The organism is Pseudoxanthomonas sp. 3HH-4 (assembly GCF_006716465.1).
Taxonomy (GTDB): Bacteria; Pseudomonadota; Gammaproteobacteria; order Xanthomonadales; family Xanthomonadaceae; genus Pseudoxanthomonas_A.
The window spans coordinates 1,386,845-1,399,097 of the sequence record NZ_VFPB01000001.1 but is presented as its reverse complement, the minus strand read 5'-3'; the positions used below and the strand labels follow the sequence as shown (position 1 = coordinate 1,399,097).

Annotated in this window: 14 protein-coding genes; 7 read left to right on the top strand and 7 right to left on the bottom strand. The window is 65.7% G+C overall.

Annotated features, from left to right (window positions below; translation table 11 throughout):
• The first annotated feature begins 91 nt into the window (after positions 1-91).
• Positions 92-361: a 30S ribosomal protein S20 gene (rpsT, locus tag FB548_RS06350; RefSeq protein WP_062355047.1), complete on the top strand. Its 270-nt coding sequence runs from the start codon at positions 92-94 to the stop codon at positions 359-361.
• A 142-nt stretch (positions 362-503) separates the two neighbouring features.
• Here rpsT and cgtA read toward each other — a convergent pair whose 3' ends face one another.
• From cgtA to rplU, 3 genes are all read right to left on the bottom strand, one after another.
• On the bottom strand, positions 504-1,556 hold the full coding sequence (gene cgtA, locus FB548_RS06345) for an Obg family GTPase CgtA (protein WP_142123859.1): 1,053 nt from the start codon (positions 1,554-1,556) through the stop codon (positions 504-506).
• Positions 1,557-1,758: 202 nt separating this feature from the next.
• A complete protein-coding gene (gene rpmA / locus FB548_RS06340) occupies positions 1,759-2,019 on the bottom strand; it encodes a 50S ribosomal protein L27 (protein ID WP_142123858.1) in 261 nt (86 codons plus the stop codon).
• A 12-nt stretch (positions 2,020-2,031) separates the two neighbouring features.
• Entirely contained in the window at positions 2,032-2,340 is a 309-nt protein-coding gene (gene rplU, locus FB548_RS06335; protein WP_055935657.1) for a 50S ribosomal protein L21, read from the bottom strand.
• Between the two features lie 440 nt (positions 2,341-2,780).
• Between rplU and uvrA the strand changes: the two genes are divergently transcribed.
• The gene (gene uvrA, locus FB548_RS06330; RefSeq protein WP_142123857.1) at positions 2,781-5,726 is read left to right on the top strand and encodes an excinuclease ABC subunit UvrA; all 2,946 of its coding nucleotides are present in this window, start codon (positions 2,781-2,783) and stop codon (positions 5,724-5,726) included.
• On the top strand, positions 5,723-6,151 hold the full coding sequence (locus tag FB548_RS06325; RefSeq protein ID WP_142123856.1) for a thioesterase family protein: 429 nt from the start codon (positions 5,723-5,725) through the stop codon (positions 6,149-6,151). Before uvrA ends, FB548_RS06325 begins: the two co-directional genes overlap by 4 nt.
• Positions 6,152-6,327: 176 nt before the next feature.
• Here the strand turns inward: FB548_RS06325 and FB548_RS06320 are convergent, their stop codons facing one another.
• Positions 6,328-6,771, bottom strand: a complete 444-nt coding sequence (locus tag FB548_RS06320; RefSeq protein WP_142123855.1) for a copper chaperone PCu(A)C — start codon at positions 6,769-6,771, stop codon at positions 6,328-6,330.
• Between the two features lie 38 nt (positions 6,772-6,809).
• Between FB548_RS06320 and FB548_RS06315 the strand changes: the two genes are divergently transcribed.
• Positions 6,810-7,586 carry an enoyl-CoA hydratase/isomerase family protein gene (locus FB548_RS06315; protein WP_142123854.1) on the top strand — a complete coding sequence of 259 codons (777 nt, stop codon included), beginning with the start codon at positions 6,810-6,812 and terminating at the stop codon, positions 7,584-7,586.
• Positions 7,587-7,598: 12 nt separating this feature from the next.
• Here the strand turns inward: FB548_RS06315 and FB548_RS06310 are convergent, their stop codons facing one another.
• The 3 genes from FB548_RS06310 to FB548_RS06300 all read right to left on the bottom strand — a co-directional run bounded on the left by FB548_RS06310 (position 7,599) and on the right by FB548_RS06300 (position 10,138).
• Entirely contained in the window at positions 7,599-8,462 is an 864-nt protein-coding gene (locus FB548_RS06310) for a sulfurtransferase (protein WP_142123853.1), read from the bottom strand.
• Positions 8,459-9,262 carry a CoA pyrophosphatase gene (locus FB548_RS06305; protein WP_142123852.1) on the bottom strand — a complete coding sequence of 268 codons (804 nt, stop codon included), beginning with the start codon at positions 9,260-9,262 and terminating at the stop codon, positions 8,459-8,461. The genes FB548_RS06310 and FB548_RS06305 overlap by 4 nt, the downstream gene beginning before the upstream one ends.
• A gap of 174 nt (positions 9,263-9,436) precedes the next feature.
• Positions 9,437-10,138, bottom strand: a complete 702-nt coding sequence (locus FB548_RS06300; protein ID WP_142123851.1) for an FKBP-type peptidyl-prolyl cis-trans isomerase N-terminal domain-containing protein — start codon at positions 10,136-10,138, stop codon at positions 9,437-9,439.
• A 162-nt stretch (positions 10,139-10,300) separates the two neighbouring features.
• Between FB548_RS06300 and FB548_RS06295 the strand changes: the two genes are divergently transcribed.
• The 3 genes from FB548_RS06295 to nth are packed head-to-tail and all read left to right on the top strand — an operon-like array spanning position 10,301 to position 12,142.
• Positions 10,301-11,083 (top strand): enoyl-CoA hydratase-related protein, encoded by a 783-nt coding sequence (locus tag FB548_RS06295; protein ID WP_142123850.1) that lies wholly within the window; start codon positions 10,301-10,303, stop codon positions 11,081-11,083.
• Positions 11,084-11,099: 16 nt separating this feature from the next.
• Positions 11,100-11,483, top strand: a complete 384-nt coding sequence (locus tag FB548_RS06290; protein ID WP_142124126.1) for a hypothetical protein — start codon at positions 11,100-11,102, stop codon at positions 11,481-11,483.
• Positions 11,480-12,142 (top strand): endonuclease III, encoded by a 663-nt coding sequence (nth, locus tag FB548_RS06285; protein ID WP_142123849.1) that lies wholly within the window; start codon positions 11,480-11,482, stop codon positions 12,140-12,142. The genes FB548_RS06290 and nth overlap by 4 nt, the downstream gene beginning before the upstream one ends.
• The last annotated feature ends 111 nt before the right edge of the window (positions 12,143-12,253 follow it).

Sequence of the window (12,253 nt, the reverse complement as noted above, 5' to 3'; positions counted from 1 at the left end):
CAACCCATTGAATGCCCCATAATTTCCGGCTCAATTACCCGTCTTCCGTTCACCCCCTGAATTCTCTCAGGTATTCATCAGGAATCCCACCGTGGCCAATATCAAGTCCGCCAAGAAGCGCGCCAAGCAGACCGTCGTGCGCAATGCGCGCAACGCCGGTCAGCGTTCGATGCTGCGCACCGCCGTCAAGAAAGTCCTGAAGGCGCTCGACGCCAACGACGCCGCCGGCGCCCAGGCCGCGTTCGTCTCGGCCCAGCCGATCCTCGACCGCCTGAGCTCGCGCGGCCTGATCCACAAGAACAAGGCTGCCCGCCACAAGAGCCGCCTGAACGCCCGCATCAAGGCCCTGCAAGCGGCCTGATTCACGGCGGTACGCAACGCGAAGACACGGGAACCCGCCGCAAGGCGGGTTTCTTTTTGCCTACGCGTCGATGCCGGGATGCCGGAACCGGACGGTCGCCCGACCACACAGAAAAAGCCCGCCTTCCGGCGGGCTCTTTTTCTCAGCCCTCGCGGGCGGCCTCGTCGGCCTCTTCCTTCTGGCGATCGAAGAACGCCATCACGTCCTTCATGATCGGCCAGGTGCCTTCGCGGGAAATGGCCGAGACCTGATACCACGGCTGCGTCCAGCCCAGGCTGGCGATGATCTCATCGGCGCGCTCCTTGGCCTCGTCCTCGAACATCAGGTCGGCCTTGTTGAGTACCAGCCAGCGCGGCTTCTGCAGCAGCTCGGGATCGTGCTTCTCCAGTTCGCGCTCGATGGCGCGCACCTGCTCGACCGGATCGACACCTTCCACGCCCCCCTCCATCGGCGCCATGTCCACCAGATGCAGCAGGATGCGCGTGCGCTGCAGGTGACGGAGGAACGTCGCACCCAGTCCGGCACCATCTGCCGCGCCTTCGATCAAACCCGGGATGTCCGCGATCACGAAGCTGCGGTGGGCTTCCACGCTGACCACGCCCAGGTTCGGATACAGCGTGGTGAACGGATAGTCGGCCACCTTCGGCGTCGCCGCCGACACCGCGCGGATGAAGGTGCTCTTGCCGGCGTTGGGGAAGCCGAGCAAGCCGACATCGGCCAGCAGCTTCAGTTCCAGCTTCAACAGGCGCTCCTCGCCCTCTTCCCCCGGCGTCGCCTTGCGCGGGGCACGGGTGATCGAGCTCTTGAAATGCATGTTGCCCAGGCCACCCTTGCCGCCCTTGGCCACCAGCAGGCGGTCGCCGTGCTGCGTGAGGTCGCCGATCACTTCATCGGTACTGACATTGGTCACCACTGTGCCGACGGGCACCGTGATGGTCAGGTCTTCGCCGGCCTTGCCGTACATCTGCCGGCCCATGCCGTTCTCGCCACGCTGGGCGCGGAACTGGGTCTGGTGGCGAAAGTCGACCAGGGTATTGAGATTCTCGTCGGCCTGCAGCCAGACGCTGCCGCCGTTGCCGCCATCACCTCCGTCCGGCCCGCCAAGCGGAATGAACTTCTCGCGGCGGAACCCCACGCAACCGTTGCCGCCGTTGCCGGCGCCGACCTGGATTTCTGCTTCGTCTACGAGTTTCATGGGGGTGTGATTCGTGATAGGTGATTCGTGATTGGGAATGCCGTGACGACCATATGGCTGCGTGCTGCGATCGGTGATGCGGCGCCGAAAGGCGAGGAGCCGAACGCGCTCGCGAATCACTCACCACGAATCACCAATCACGGCTCCACCAACGAAAAGCCCCGCACGCGGCGGGGCCCTTCGCTCAGCGTGCGCGAAAGCCTCAGGCTTCCGTCACTACGCTCACGGTACGACGCTTCTTGGCGCCCTTGATCGAGAACTCGACCTTGCCGTCGACCAGCGCGAACAGCGTGTGGTCGCGGCCCAGGCCGACGCCCGGACCCGGATGGAACTGGGTGCCGCGCTGGCGGATGATGATGTTGCCTGCATCGATCGCCTGACCACCAAAGACCTTGACGCCCAGCATCTTCGGGTTGGAGTCGCGGCCGTTGCGCGATGAGCCTACGCCCTTTTTATGTGCCATGACTGCTTCTCCTTACTTGTTGATGCCGGTGATTTCGATTTCGGTGTAATGCTGCCGGTGACCCTGGCGCTTCATGTGGTGCTTGCGGCGGCGGAACTTGATGATGCGCACCTTGTCGGCGCGGCCATGGCCGACGACCTTCGCGGTGACGGTGGCGCCCTTCAGGGCGTCGCCCAGGCTGATGGTCTCGCCATCGCCCAGCATCAGGATGTTGTCGAAGGTGAGTTCGTTGCCGGCTTCGGCTTCGAGCTTCTCGACGCGGAGCGTCTCGCCCTTCATCACGCGGTACTGCTTACCGCCCGTGACTACGACTGCGTACATGTGGATTCCTTGGTTTCTGTAGTTATTTTCTGGAGCCTGCCTGCCATCGAGGGCGGACAGAAGCGGAATTTTAGTGGATTCAGCGAGTTACGGTCAACCCGTTCCCCGCCCCGACCAGCCTCCGGGTCCCCAGGGATCTCCTTCACGGACAGAGAATGTCCGCATTGGCGCGCAGACTGGCGCCTGATGGCGGCAACAGGTCCCGCCGGCCACGGGGCAGACCATTGTAGATCAATGACTTGGATGGATCGCTCCCCGCAGCCCTGCTTGCGGACTGCGGACTGCGGTCGCGGGCACGGCGGTGGCCTGGCCCACCCAACCGGCTGCCCGGCTGACTGAGCGCCCACCCGAACCCGCTGCTTCGCTGGCAATGACGCCATTTGCCCCCACCTAGGCAGATCGCTACGCTTCCTTGTTCGCTTTCCGGATCCCCCCACCCGATGGCCATGGACTTCATCCGCATCCGCGGAGCCCGTACCCACAACCTCAAGAACATCGATCTCGACCTGCCGCGCGACAAGCTGATCGTGATCACCGGCCTGTCCGGTTCCGGCAAGTCGTCGCTGGCGTTCGACACCATCTACGCCGAGGGTCAGCGCCGCTACGTGGAATCGCTGTCCGCGTACGCGCGGCAGTTCCTGTCGGTGATGGAAAAGCCCGACGTCGACCACATCGAGGGCCTGTCGCCGGCGATCTCGATCGAACAAAAGTCGACCAGCCACAACCCGCGCTCGACGGTCGGCACGATCACCGAGATCTACGACTACCTGCGTCTGCTGTACGCGCGCGTCGGACTGCCGCGCTGCCCGGACCACGGCTACCCGCTGGAAGCGCAGACCGTCAGCCAGATGGTCGACCAGGTGCTGGCCCTCGACGGCGAGCAGCGTTACATGCTGCTGGCACCGGTGATCCGCGAGCGCAAGGGCGAACACGCCCAGGTATTCGATCAGCTGCGCGCGCAGGGCTTCGTGCGTGTTCGCGTCGATGGTGAGTTGCACGAGATCGATGCCGTGCCGCCGCTGGCATTGCGCCAGAAGCACACCATCGAAGCGGTGATTGACCGCTTCCGCCCGCGCGAGGACCTCAAGCAGCGCCTGGCGGAAAGTTTCGAGACCGCGCTGAAGCTGGGCGACGGCATGGCGCAGGTGATGTCGCTCGACCAGCCCGATGCGGCCCCGCTGCTGTTCTCGTCGAAGTATTCCTGCCCGGTCTGCGATTACTCGCTACCGGAACTGGAACCGCGCCTGTTCTCGTTCAACTCGCCGGTCGGCGCCTGCCCAACCTGCGACGGCCTGGGCGTGGCGCAGTTCTTCGACCCCTCGCGCGTGGTCGTGCATCCAGAGCTGTCGCTGGCCGCCGGTGCCGTACGCGGCTGGGATCGTCGCAACGCGTATTACTTCCAGCTGATCGCCTCGCTGGCCAAGCACTACCAGTTCGACACCGACGCGCCGTGGCAATCTCTGCCGGAGAAGGTGCAGCAAGCCGTGCTGTACGGCAGTGGCGAAGAAACCATCACCTTCACCTATCTCACCGAATCGGGCGGACGCACGCAGCGCAAGCATCGCTTCGAGGGCATCGTGCCGAACCTGGAGCGCCGCTACCGCGAGACGGAATCGCCCGCGGTACGCGAGGAACTGGCGAAGTACATCAGCGATCGCCCCTGCCCAGATTGCCAAGGCGCACGTCTCAACAAGTCCGCGCGCAACGTGTTCGTCGCCGACCGTCCACTGCCATCGCTGGTGGTACTGCCGGTGGACGAAGCGCTGGCGTTCTTCCGCAGCCTCGATCTGCCCGGCTGGCGCGGTGAGATCGCCACCAAGATCGTCAAGGAAATTGCCGAACGCCTGGGCTTCCTGGTCGACGTGGGCCTGGATTACCTGACGCTGGAGCGCAAGGCCGACACGCTGTCCGGCGGTGAAGCACAGCGCATCCGCCTGGCCTCCCAGATCGGCGCCGGCCTGGTCGGCGTGATGTACGTGCTGGACGAGCCGAGCATCGGCCTGCACCAGCGCGACAACGAGCGTTTGCTGGGCACGCTCACGCGCTTGCGCGATCTCGGCAACACCGTGATCGTAGTGGAACACGATGAGGACGCCATCCGCATGGCCGACTACGTGCTCGACATCGGCCCGGGCGCCGGCGTGCATGGCGGCGAGATCGTCGGCCAGGGCACACTTGACGACCTGCTGAAGTCGCCACGCTCGCTGACCGGACAGTACCTGTCCGGCAAGCGCCAGATCGAAGTGCCGAAAGCGCGCCACAAGGCGAACCCCAAGATGACGCTGCACCTGCGCGGCGCCACCGGCAACAACCTGAAGGACGTGGACCTGGACATCCCGTCAGGACTGTTCACCTGCATCACCGGCGTATCGGGCTCGGGCAAGTCCACGCTGATCAACGACACGCTGTACTCGCTGGCCGCCAACGAGATCAACGGCGCCTCGCACAAGCCGGCACCGTATCGCGAAGTGACCGGGCTGGACCTGTTCGACAAGGTCGTCGACATCGACCAGTCGCCGATCGGCCGCACGCCACGCTCCAATCCGGCCACCTACACCGGGCTGTTCACGCCGCTGCGCGAACTGTATGCGCAGGTGCCCGAGTCGCGCGCGCGCGGCTACTCGCCGGGGCGTTTCAGCTTCAACGTGCGTGGCGGCCGCTGCGAGGCCTGCCAGGGCGACGGCATGATCAAGGTGGAGATGCACTTCCTGCCTGACGTGTACGTGCCCTGCGACGTGTGCCACGGCAAGCGCTACAACCGCGAGACGCTGGAGATCCTCTACAAGGGGTACAACATCAACGACGTGCTGGAGATGACGGTCGAGGATGCGCTGACCCTGTTCGAGCCGGTGCCGTCGATCTCGCGCAAGCTGGAAACGCTGATGGACGTGGGCCTGAGCTACATCAAGCTGGGCCAGAGCGCGACCACGTTGTCCGGCGGCGAAGCGCAACGCGTGAAGCTGTCGAAGGAGCTCTCGCGCCGCGATACCGGCCGCACTCTGTACATCCTGGACGAGCCGACCACCGGCCTGCATTTCCACGACATCGAGCACCTGCTCGCCGTGCTGCACAAGCTGCGCGACGACGGCAACACCATCGTGGTGATCGAGCACAACCTCGACGTCATCAAGACGGCGGACTGGGTGGTGGACCTGGGGCCTGAAGGCGGCCATCGCGGTGGCCGGATCCTCGCCACCGGCACGCCGGAGGACATCGCCGCGCATCCGGATTCGCACACCGGACGTTTCCTCGCCAAGCTGCTGCCGGAATCGAAGACGCCCAAGGCCAGCAAGCCTGCCGCCGTCGCCAAGCCCGACGTGCTGCCCCCGCGCAAGTCCGCCACCAAGAAAACCACCAAGTCCACGACGAAGAAGGCCGCCCGATGAGTTCCACGCACGACGCCAACGCCGCAGGACGCAAGCTGCTGGCGAAGATCCCGATCAGCGTGCGCTGGCGCGACATGGACAGCATGGGCCACGTGAACAACGCCAAGTACATTTCGTACCTGGAAGAGGCGCGCGTGCGCTGGATGCTTACCGTGCCCGAGGTATCGATGACCGACCGCATCGCACCGGTCGTGGCGGCCAACAACATCAACTACAAACGCCCGCTGACCTGGCCGAACGACGTGGTGGTGGAGCTTTATGTCGACCGTCTCGGCACCAGCAGCGTCACCATCGGCCACCGCATCGTGTCGGCAAAGGACGACAGCGTGCTGTATTCGGACGGCAATGTGGTGGTGGTCTGGATGGACACGCAGACCGGCCACAGCGCGCCGCTGCCGGCGGCGATCAGGGCGGTGTCGGAGTAACGGCGCCCTTGGCCCCCTGTAGGAGCGACGTGAGTCGCGACCGGAATCTTCCGGAGACAGTGGATGCAAAAGGCTATCCAATTGCTTCCGTCTACGCTGGTCCATGCTTCCGGTTCTGCCGTGTCGCTTCAGGTCCGCGGTCGCGACTCACGTCGCTCCTACAGGAATCGACGCGTTCAGGGCAGGCTCTTGCGCACCTCGAACTGCACCGGCAACGAGCGGCCGTCGGCGAGCCTCAGCGTGATCACCACTTTCTCACCAGCCGCTATCGGCGCGTAGGGGCCATGCAGCATCAAATGCAGCCCGCCGGGCTTCAGTTCGGCGGCCTTGCCGGGCGCGATGGGCAGCGCGGCCACTTCGCGCATGCGGCTGACGCCGTTCGCTTCGCGCGTTTCGTGCAGGGACACGTCCTCGAAGGCGAGGCTCTCCGCGCCGACGATGCTGACCGGGGTCTTGCATGGATTCTCGATGCGGGCAAAGCCAGCCATCATCGGCATCGCAACCGGTGGCATGCGCACCCACGCCGCCTTGGCGACGGGCAGGCATTCGGCCGCGTGGGCGGTGCCCAGGCCCGACATCAGCAGGGCCGACAGGCCGATCATTCCGGTGCGACGGTTCATGCGCCTATGATACCGGCCTGACTTCAGGGAGCGAATGAATGACCGGACTCATCGACACCATCGACCATGGCGACATCCGCGAGATCCGGCTTGCGCGCCCGCCCGTCAACGCTTTGAACACCGAGCTGTGTCGCGCCCTGATCGACGCGCTCAACGCCGCGCTGGACCAGGGGGTGCGCGGCATCGTGCTGGCCGGCAACCCGAAGATCTTCTCTGCCGGCATGGACGTTCCCTATCTGCTCTCCCTGGGCGACGACCGCAAGGCACTCCTCGACGCCTGGCAGGCATTCTTCGGCGCGGCGCGCACGCTGGCCGAATCACGCGTACCGGTGGTGGCGGCCATTACCGGCCACGCGCCGGCAGGTGGCTGCGTCCTGGCGCTGTGCTGCGATTACCGCGTCATGGCGCGCAGCGCGGATCCCGCCCGTCCCTTCGCTCTGGGCCTCAACGAGACCCAGGTGGGGCTGGTCGTACCGGAGGGCATCCAGCGCCTGATGCGTCGCGTCGTGGGCAATTACCGCGCGGAACGCCTGCTGGTGGCGGGCGAAATGGTGCCCGCCGAACGCGCCCTGGAGATCGGGCTGGTCGATGAACTCGTGGGTCAGGACGATGTCGCCGCACGTGCCGTCGCATGGCTGCAGCAGCTGCTGCGCCTGCCGCACCACCCGATGCTGCAGACACGCGCCCTCGCCCGTCGCGACCTGGTCGAGGCCCTGGATCCTTCCCTGATCCAATTGGAACGCTTCGTCGATGCGTGGCACGCGCCCGACACGCAGCAAGCGTTGCGGGCGCTGGTGGACAAGCTGAAGAAGTGAAGCGTCGCGCCGTCAGTCGCCGCGGGCGACAGGACGCGATGGATCGCTGATCCAGCCGCTCCACGAGCCGGGATACACCCGCGCACCATGCAGGCCGGCGTGTTCGAAGGCGAGCAGCAGGTGGCAAGCCGTCACGCCGGATCCGCACATCAATACAGTGTCGCCGGGAGCGCGCGCGCCCAACAGCGAAGACAGCTCGCGGCCGAGCTCCTCGGCCGGTTTGAAACGGCCCTCGCGCAGGTTCTGTGCGAACGGACGGTTGAGCGCGCCCGGCACATGCCCGGCGACCGGATCGATGGGCTCGACATCGCCACGGAAGCGCTCGGCCGCCCGCGCATCGACAAGCCAACCGCTGTCTTCGTCCAGCCGGTCCAGGACTTCGTCCGCACTGACGAGCTGACGGGCATCCATACGAGATGGATACGCCGCGACGGGTGCCGGTGTAGCAACCTCGGCGGTTTCCTCTCCACCCATGGCACGCCATGCGGCCAATCCTCCATCCAGCACCGCCACGCGCGGATGCCCCATCAGCCACAACAACCACCACAGGCGCGCTGCCGCCATGCTGCCGTCGCCAGCGTCGTAGACCACCACCTGGTGTGCCGGCCCGATCCCCCATTCGCCCAACCTGCGTGCGAGCACGTCGCTGTCGGGCAACGGATGGCGACCCTCACCGACCTTCGACAGATCCGACAAGTCGAGATTCAGGTCGGCGTACACCGCACCGGGCAGGTGCGACTCGGCATAGGCCTGGCGGCCCGCATCCGGTGCCGGGTTGAGCATCACGAAACGCGCATCCACCAGCCGCAACCCCGGATCGCCGAGAGCGGCGGACAACGCAGGTGCATCGACCAGGGTGGTCCAGTTCGTGTTCATGCAAGCTGCTCCAGCCGTTGCCGCAGGTTGAACAGGATGGCGGCCGTCGCACCCCAGATGCGCTGCCCCGGCCACGCGTACTCAAGCACGACGCGCCGGCGTCCGCGATAGTCGACTTCGACGCGGCGGAGGTTGTCCGGCGACAGCAGGTAGTCGAGTGGTACTTCGAACACATCGGCCACTTCATTCGGTTCGGGCACCGGCACGAAGGCCGGATCGACCAACGCGACCACTGGCAACACGCGGAACCCACTGATCGTCGTGAACGGATCGAGGAAGCCCAGTGGCGTCACCTGCGACGCCGGCAACGCGATTTCCTCGTGGCTTTCGCGCAAGGCCGCCGCGACGGCATCGGCATCGGTCGGCTCGATGCGTCCGCCCGGGAAGCTCACCTGCCCGCCGTGGTGGCGCAGGCCATCGGTGCGGCGGGTCAGCAGCACCTGAGTACCTTCTTGGCGGGGAACCAGTCCGGCCAGCACGGCCGCTTCGGCCAATGGTCCCGGCGGCAGCAGGTCGACCAGGTCATTGTGGTTCCAGCCCGCATCGGCCGGCATGGCACCCAGCGGATGCAGTGCACGACGCAGTGCGCCGCCTTCGCGCAAGCGCTGCTCCAGCGGCGAGCGCACGCGTTCGCGCGCAGGCAGCACGTACTCCATCAGACGCAGGCGTTCGTCATCGTTCATCTGCGACCAGCGCGCTATCTCGGAGGTGGTACGGAGGCAGCCTTCACACAACCCGTTGTCGTTCAGCGTACAGACGCCGATGCATGGGCTGAGCACGGCGCGGAATGCGGTATTCATTTCATCTGACACCTGCGGAGGGTAGCGCGGAAACGCTGCCCGACGCTGGAAAGCACTGCGCCGGCACGGGGCCGGCGCAGATGGAACGTTGCTTCTACAGCCCCTGGACCCCCGCCTGCGCGGGGATGACGCAGTGACCCAGGCGCCCGCGCGATGCGCGGACGCGTCATTGCGTCACTTGACGCTGACCAGCTTGATCTCGAAGACCACCGCCACGTTGGGCGGGAAGCCGGTGCGCGGATCGGCGCCATAGGCCTTGTCCGGCGGCAGTGCGACTTCCCACTTGGCGCCTGCGGGCATCTGCAGCAGGGCTTCACGCATGGCCGGCATCTCGACCGCGCTGACCTTCAAGTCCTTCATCTGCTGCGCCGGGCGTGCCTCGGCCGGACGCTGGCCGAACGGATACGGGCCGGATACCAGCAGTTCCACCGTGCTGGCCTGGGTCGGCTTTGCACCGTTGCCGTTCTCCAGCACCTTGTAGGGGACGCCACTGGCCAGCGACTTCACGCCCGGCTGACCCTTGAAGGTACCGATGAACTGGTCGCTCTTGGTCTTGTTCTCGGCCGCCACCTTGTCGTATTCGGCCTTGGCCTGCTGCGCGCGGGTCTGCTCGCGCTTCTGGAAGGCTTCCAGGGCGGGCTTGAGCTGCTCGGACGTCAGCGCCGGCTTCTGCTTGGCGTAGGCGTCCTGCAGGCCCTTCACCACCGAATTGATGTCCAGCTGTTCGCCACGTGCGGTCAGCTCGGCCAGATTGTTGCCATAGTCGTAACCGAAGTAGTAGCTCAACTTGCCCTTCTCGGACGAGACGTCCTGGGCCAGGGCGCTACCGGCCATGGCGAATGCCGCAACTGCGACCACTAACGAACGCACCTTCATCAACACACTCTCCGGATTGGGCGGCGGCATACCGCCTGGAAATGGACGCGCTAGGATAGCCGCCGGGGCGCTTAACCGCCACTGACGACAGGCTGGTCTGACCGGGCCTTCATGGCAGAGTTCCCGCTTCACTCAAATTTTACAATTCACCGCAGAAAACCCATGCCCGACAGTCTCGTCCTTGTTACCGATGCGGAAGGTGTCCGCCGCATCACCGTGAACCGCCCCGACAAGCTGAATGCCCTCAATGCCGCCACGCTCGATGCGCTGCAGGCGGCGTTCGACGCAGCAGCTGCCGATGCGGCCGTCAGAGTCGTCGTGCTGACCGGCGCCGGCCCCAAGGCATTCGTCGCCGGCGCCGACATCGCCGAAATGGCAGACCTGCGCGCCACGGAGGGTCGCGATTTCTCCCTGCGCGGCCAGAAACTGATGCGCAGCATCGAGAAGCTGCCCAAGCCGGTCATCGCGATGGTGAACGGCTTTGCCCTGGGCGGCGGGCTGGAACTGGCCATGGCCTGCCATCTCCGCATTGCGGCGGATACGGCCAAGGTAGGCCAACCCGAGATCAACCTTGGGCTCATCCCGGGCTTCGGCGGAAGCCAGCGGTTGCTGCGCCTGGCCGGGCGTTCGGCCACGCTGGAGCTCTGCCTGCTCGGCGCCCCGGTTACGGCCGAGCGTGCACTGAAGCTGGGTATCGTCACCCGTGTGGTGCCGGTGGCGGAGCTGGAGGTCGAGACGGCGAAGATCGCGGCCCAGCTGGCAGCGTCCGCGCCTCTGGCGTTGCGCGCCACGCTCGACGCCGTGAATGTCGGTGGCGAGTGCAGCATCGAAGAAGGGTTGCAGTACGAGACCGCCCAGTTCGGCCTGATGTTCGCCACCGATGACATGCGCGAAGGCACACGTGCCTTCATCGAACGCCGCAAGCCGGCCTTCACCGGCCGCTGAGTGAAAGGGCATGGCGATGACCCCATGTCGTTGCCCGACGTGCGACCTCGCGCAGTCTCTGCACGCCCTGCTCATGGCAGACGATGTGGATGGCGCCATCGAGGCGGGCCTGATGTCATTCGCTGCCTGCGATTGCACTACTGACGATGTCGTCATCATCACGTCAGTGATGCAGGCACAGGCGCGACTGCGTACCGCCTGGGAGGCCCGCCGCCGCTACCGGTTGCGCCAGGCGCGCCTGGCGCGACGCGCCCAGGAACGCGAAGCCCGACGCCTGGCGGCGGCGCCGGCCACCACGGACACCGCATCTTCCGCACCGGAACGTCCTGCACTGCCCGCCAGCGCCGCAGCGATCCTGGCGCGTGCCAAGGCCAAGGCAGCCGACAGGATGAAGCGATGACGCGTGCACCCCGGCGCAGCGCCACGTTGACGCGCGCGGAAATCGTGGAACTCTTCTCGCGCTTGCGCGAGCTCAACCCGAAGCCCACCACCGAGCTGGAATACAGCACGCCATTTGAATTGCTGGTCGCGGTGACCTTGTCGGCGCAGGCGACCGACGTGGGTGTCAACAAGGCGACCCGGCGCCTGTTTCCCGTGGCCAATACGCCTGCGGCCATCCTGGCGCTGGGCGAGGACGGGCTGAAGCAGTACATCTCGACCATCGGCCTGTTCAACGCGAAAGCGAAGAACGTCATCACCGCCTGCCGCATCCTGCTCGACGAACACGGCGGCGAAGTGCCACGTTCGCGCGAGGCACTCGAAGCCTTGCCCGGCGTGGGCCGCAAGACCGCCAACGTGGTGCTGAATACAGCGTTCGGCGAGCCCACCATGGCGGTGGACACGCACATCTTCCGCGTCGCCAACCGGACCGGGCTTGCACCGGGCAAGGATGTGCGGGCGGTGGAGGACAGACTGGTGAAGGTAGTGCCGGCAGAGTTCATGCAGGATGCGCATCACTGGCTGATCCTGCATGGCCGCTACGTCTGCAAGGCGCGCAAGCCGGATTGTCCGCAATGCGTGATCCGGGACCTCTGCCGGTTCAAGGACAAGACGCCTTGAATGGGATTGGCTTACCAACGAACCCCAGCTCCCATGTAGGAGCGACGCAAGTCGCGACCGTGCATGCGGGCCGCTACAGAACCATGCGATGCATGCAATGTGGCAGCCATC

Excerpts from the sequence above, each read along its gene's own strand:
- cgtA (WP_142123859.1), bottom strand. The coding sequence starts at position 1,556 with ATGAAACTCGTAGACGAAGCAGAAATCCAGGTCGGCGCCGGCAACGGC.
- rpmA (WP_142123858.1), bottom strand. The coding sequence starts at position 2,019 with ATGGCACATAAAAAGGGCGTAGGCTCATCGCGCAACGGCCGCGACTCC.
- rplU (WP_055935657.1), bottom strand. The coding sequence starts at position 2,340 with ATGTACGCAGTCGTAGTCACGGGCGGTAAGCAGTACCGCGTGATGAAG.
- uvrA (WP_142123857.1), top strand. The coding sequence starts at position 2,781 with ATGGCCATGGACTTCATCCGCATCCGCGGAGCCCGTACCCACAACCTC.
- FB548_RS06325 (WP_142123856.1), top strand. The coding sequence starts at position 5,723 with ATGAGTTCCACGCACGACGCCAACGCCGCAGGACGCAAGCTGCTGGCG.
- FB548_RS06320 (WP_142123855.1), bottom strand. The coding sequence starts at position 6,771 with ATGAACCGTCGCACCGGAATGATCGGCCTGTCGGCCCTGCTGATGTCG.
- FB548_RS06315 (WP_142123854.1), top strand. The coding sequence starts at position 6,810 with ATGACCGGACTCATCGACACCATCGACCATGGCGACATCCGCGAGATC.
- FB548_RS06310 (WP_142123853.1), bottom strand. The coding sequence starts at position 8,462 with ATGAACACGAACTGGACCACCCTGGTCGATGCACCTGCGTTGTCCGCC.
- FB548_RS06305 (WP_142123852.1), bottom strand. The coding sequence starts at position 9,262 with ATGAATACCGCATTCCGCGCCGTGCTCAGCCCATGCATCGGCGTCTGT.
- FB548_RS06300 (WP_142123851.1), bottom strand. The coding sequence starts at position 10,138 with ATGAAGGTGCGTTCGTTAGTGGTCGCAGTTGCGGCATTCGCCATGGCC.
- FB548_RS06295 (WP_142123850.1), top strand. The coding sequence starts at position 10,301 with ATGCCCGACAGTCTCGTCCTTGTTACCGATGCGGAAGGTGTCCGCCGC.
- FB548_RS06290 (WP_142124126.1), top strand. The coding sequence starts at position 11,100 with ATGACCCCATGTCGTTGCCCGACGTGCGACCTCGCGCAGTCTCTGCAC.
- nth (WP_142123849.1), top strand. The coding sequence starts at position 11,480 with ATGACGCGTGCACCCCGGCGCAGCGCCACGTTGACGCGCGCGGAAATC.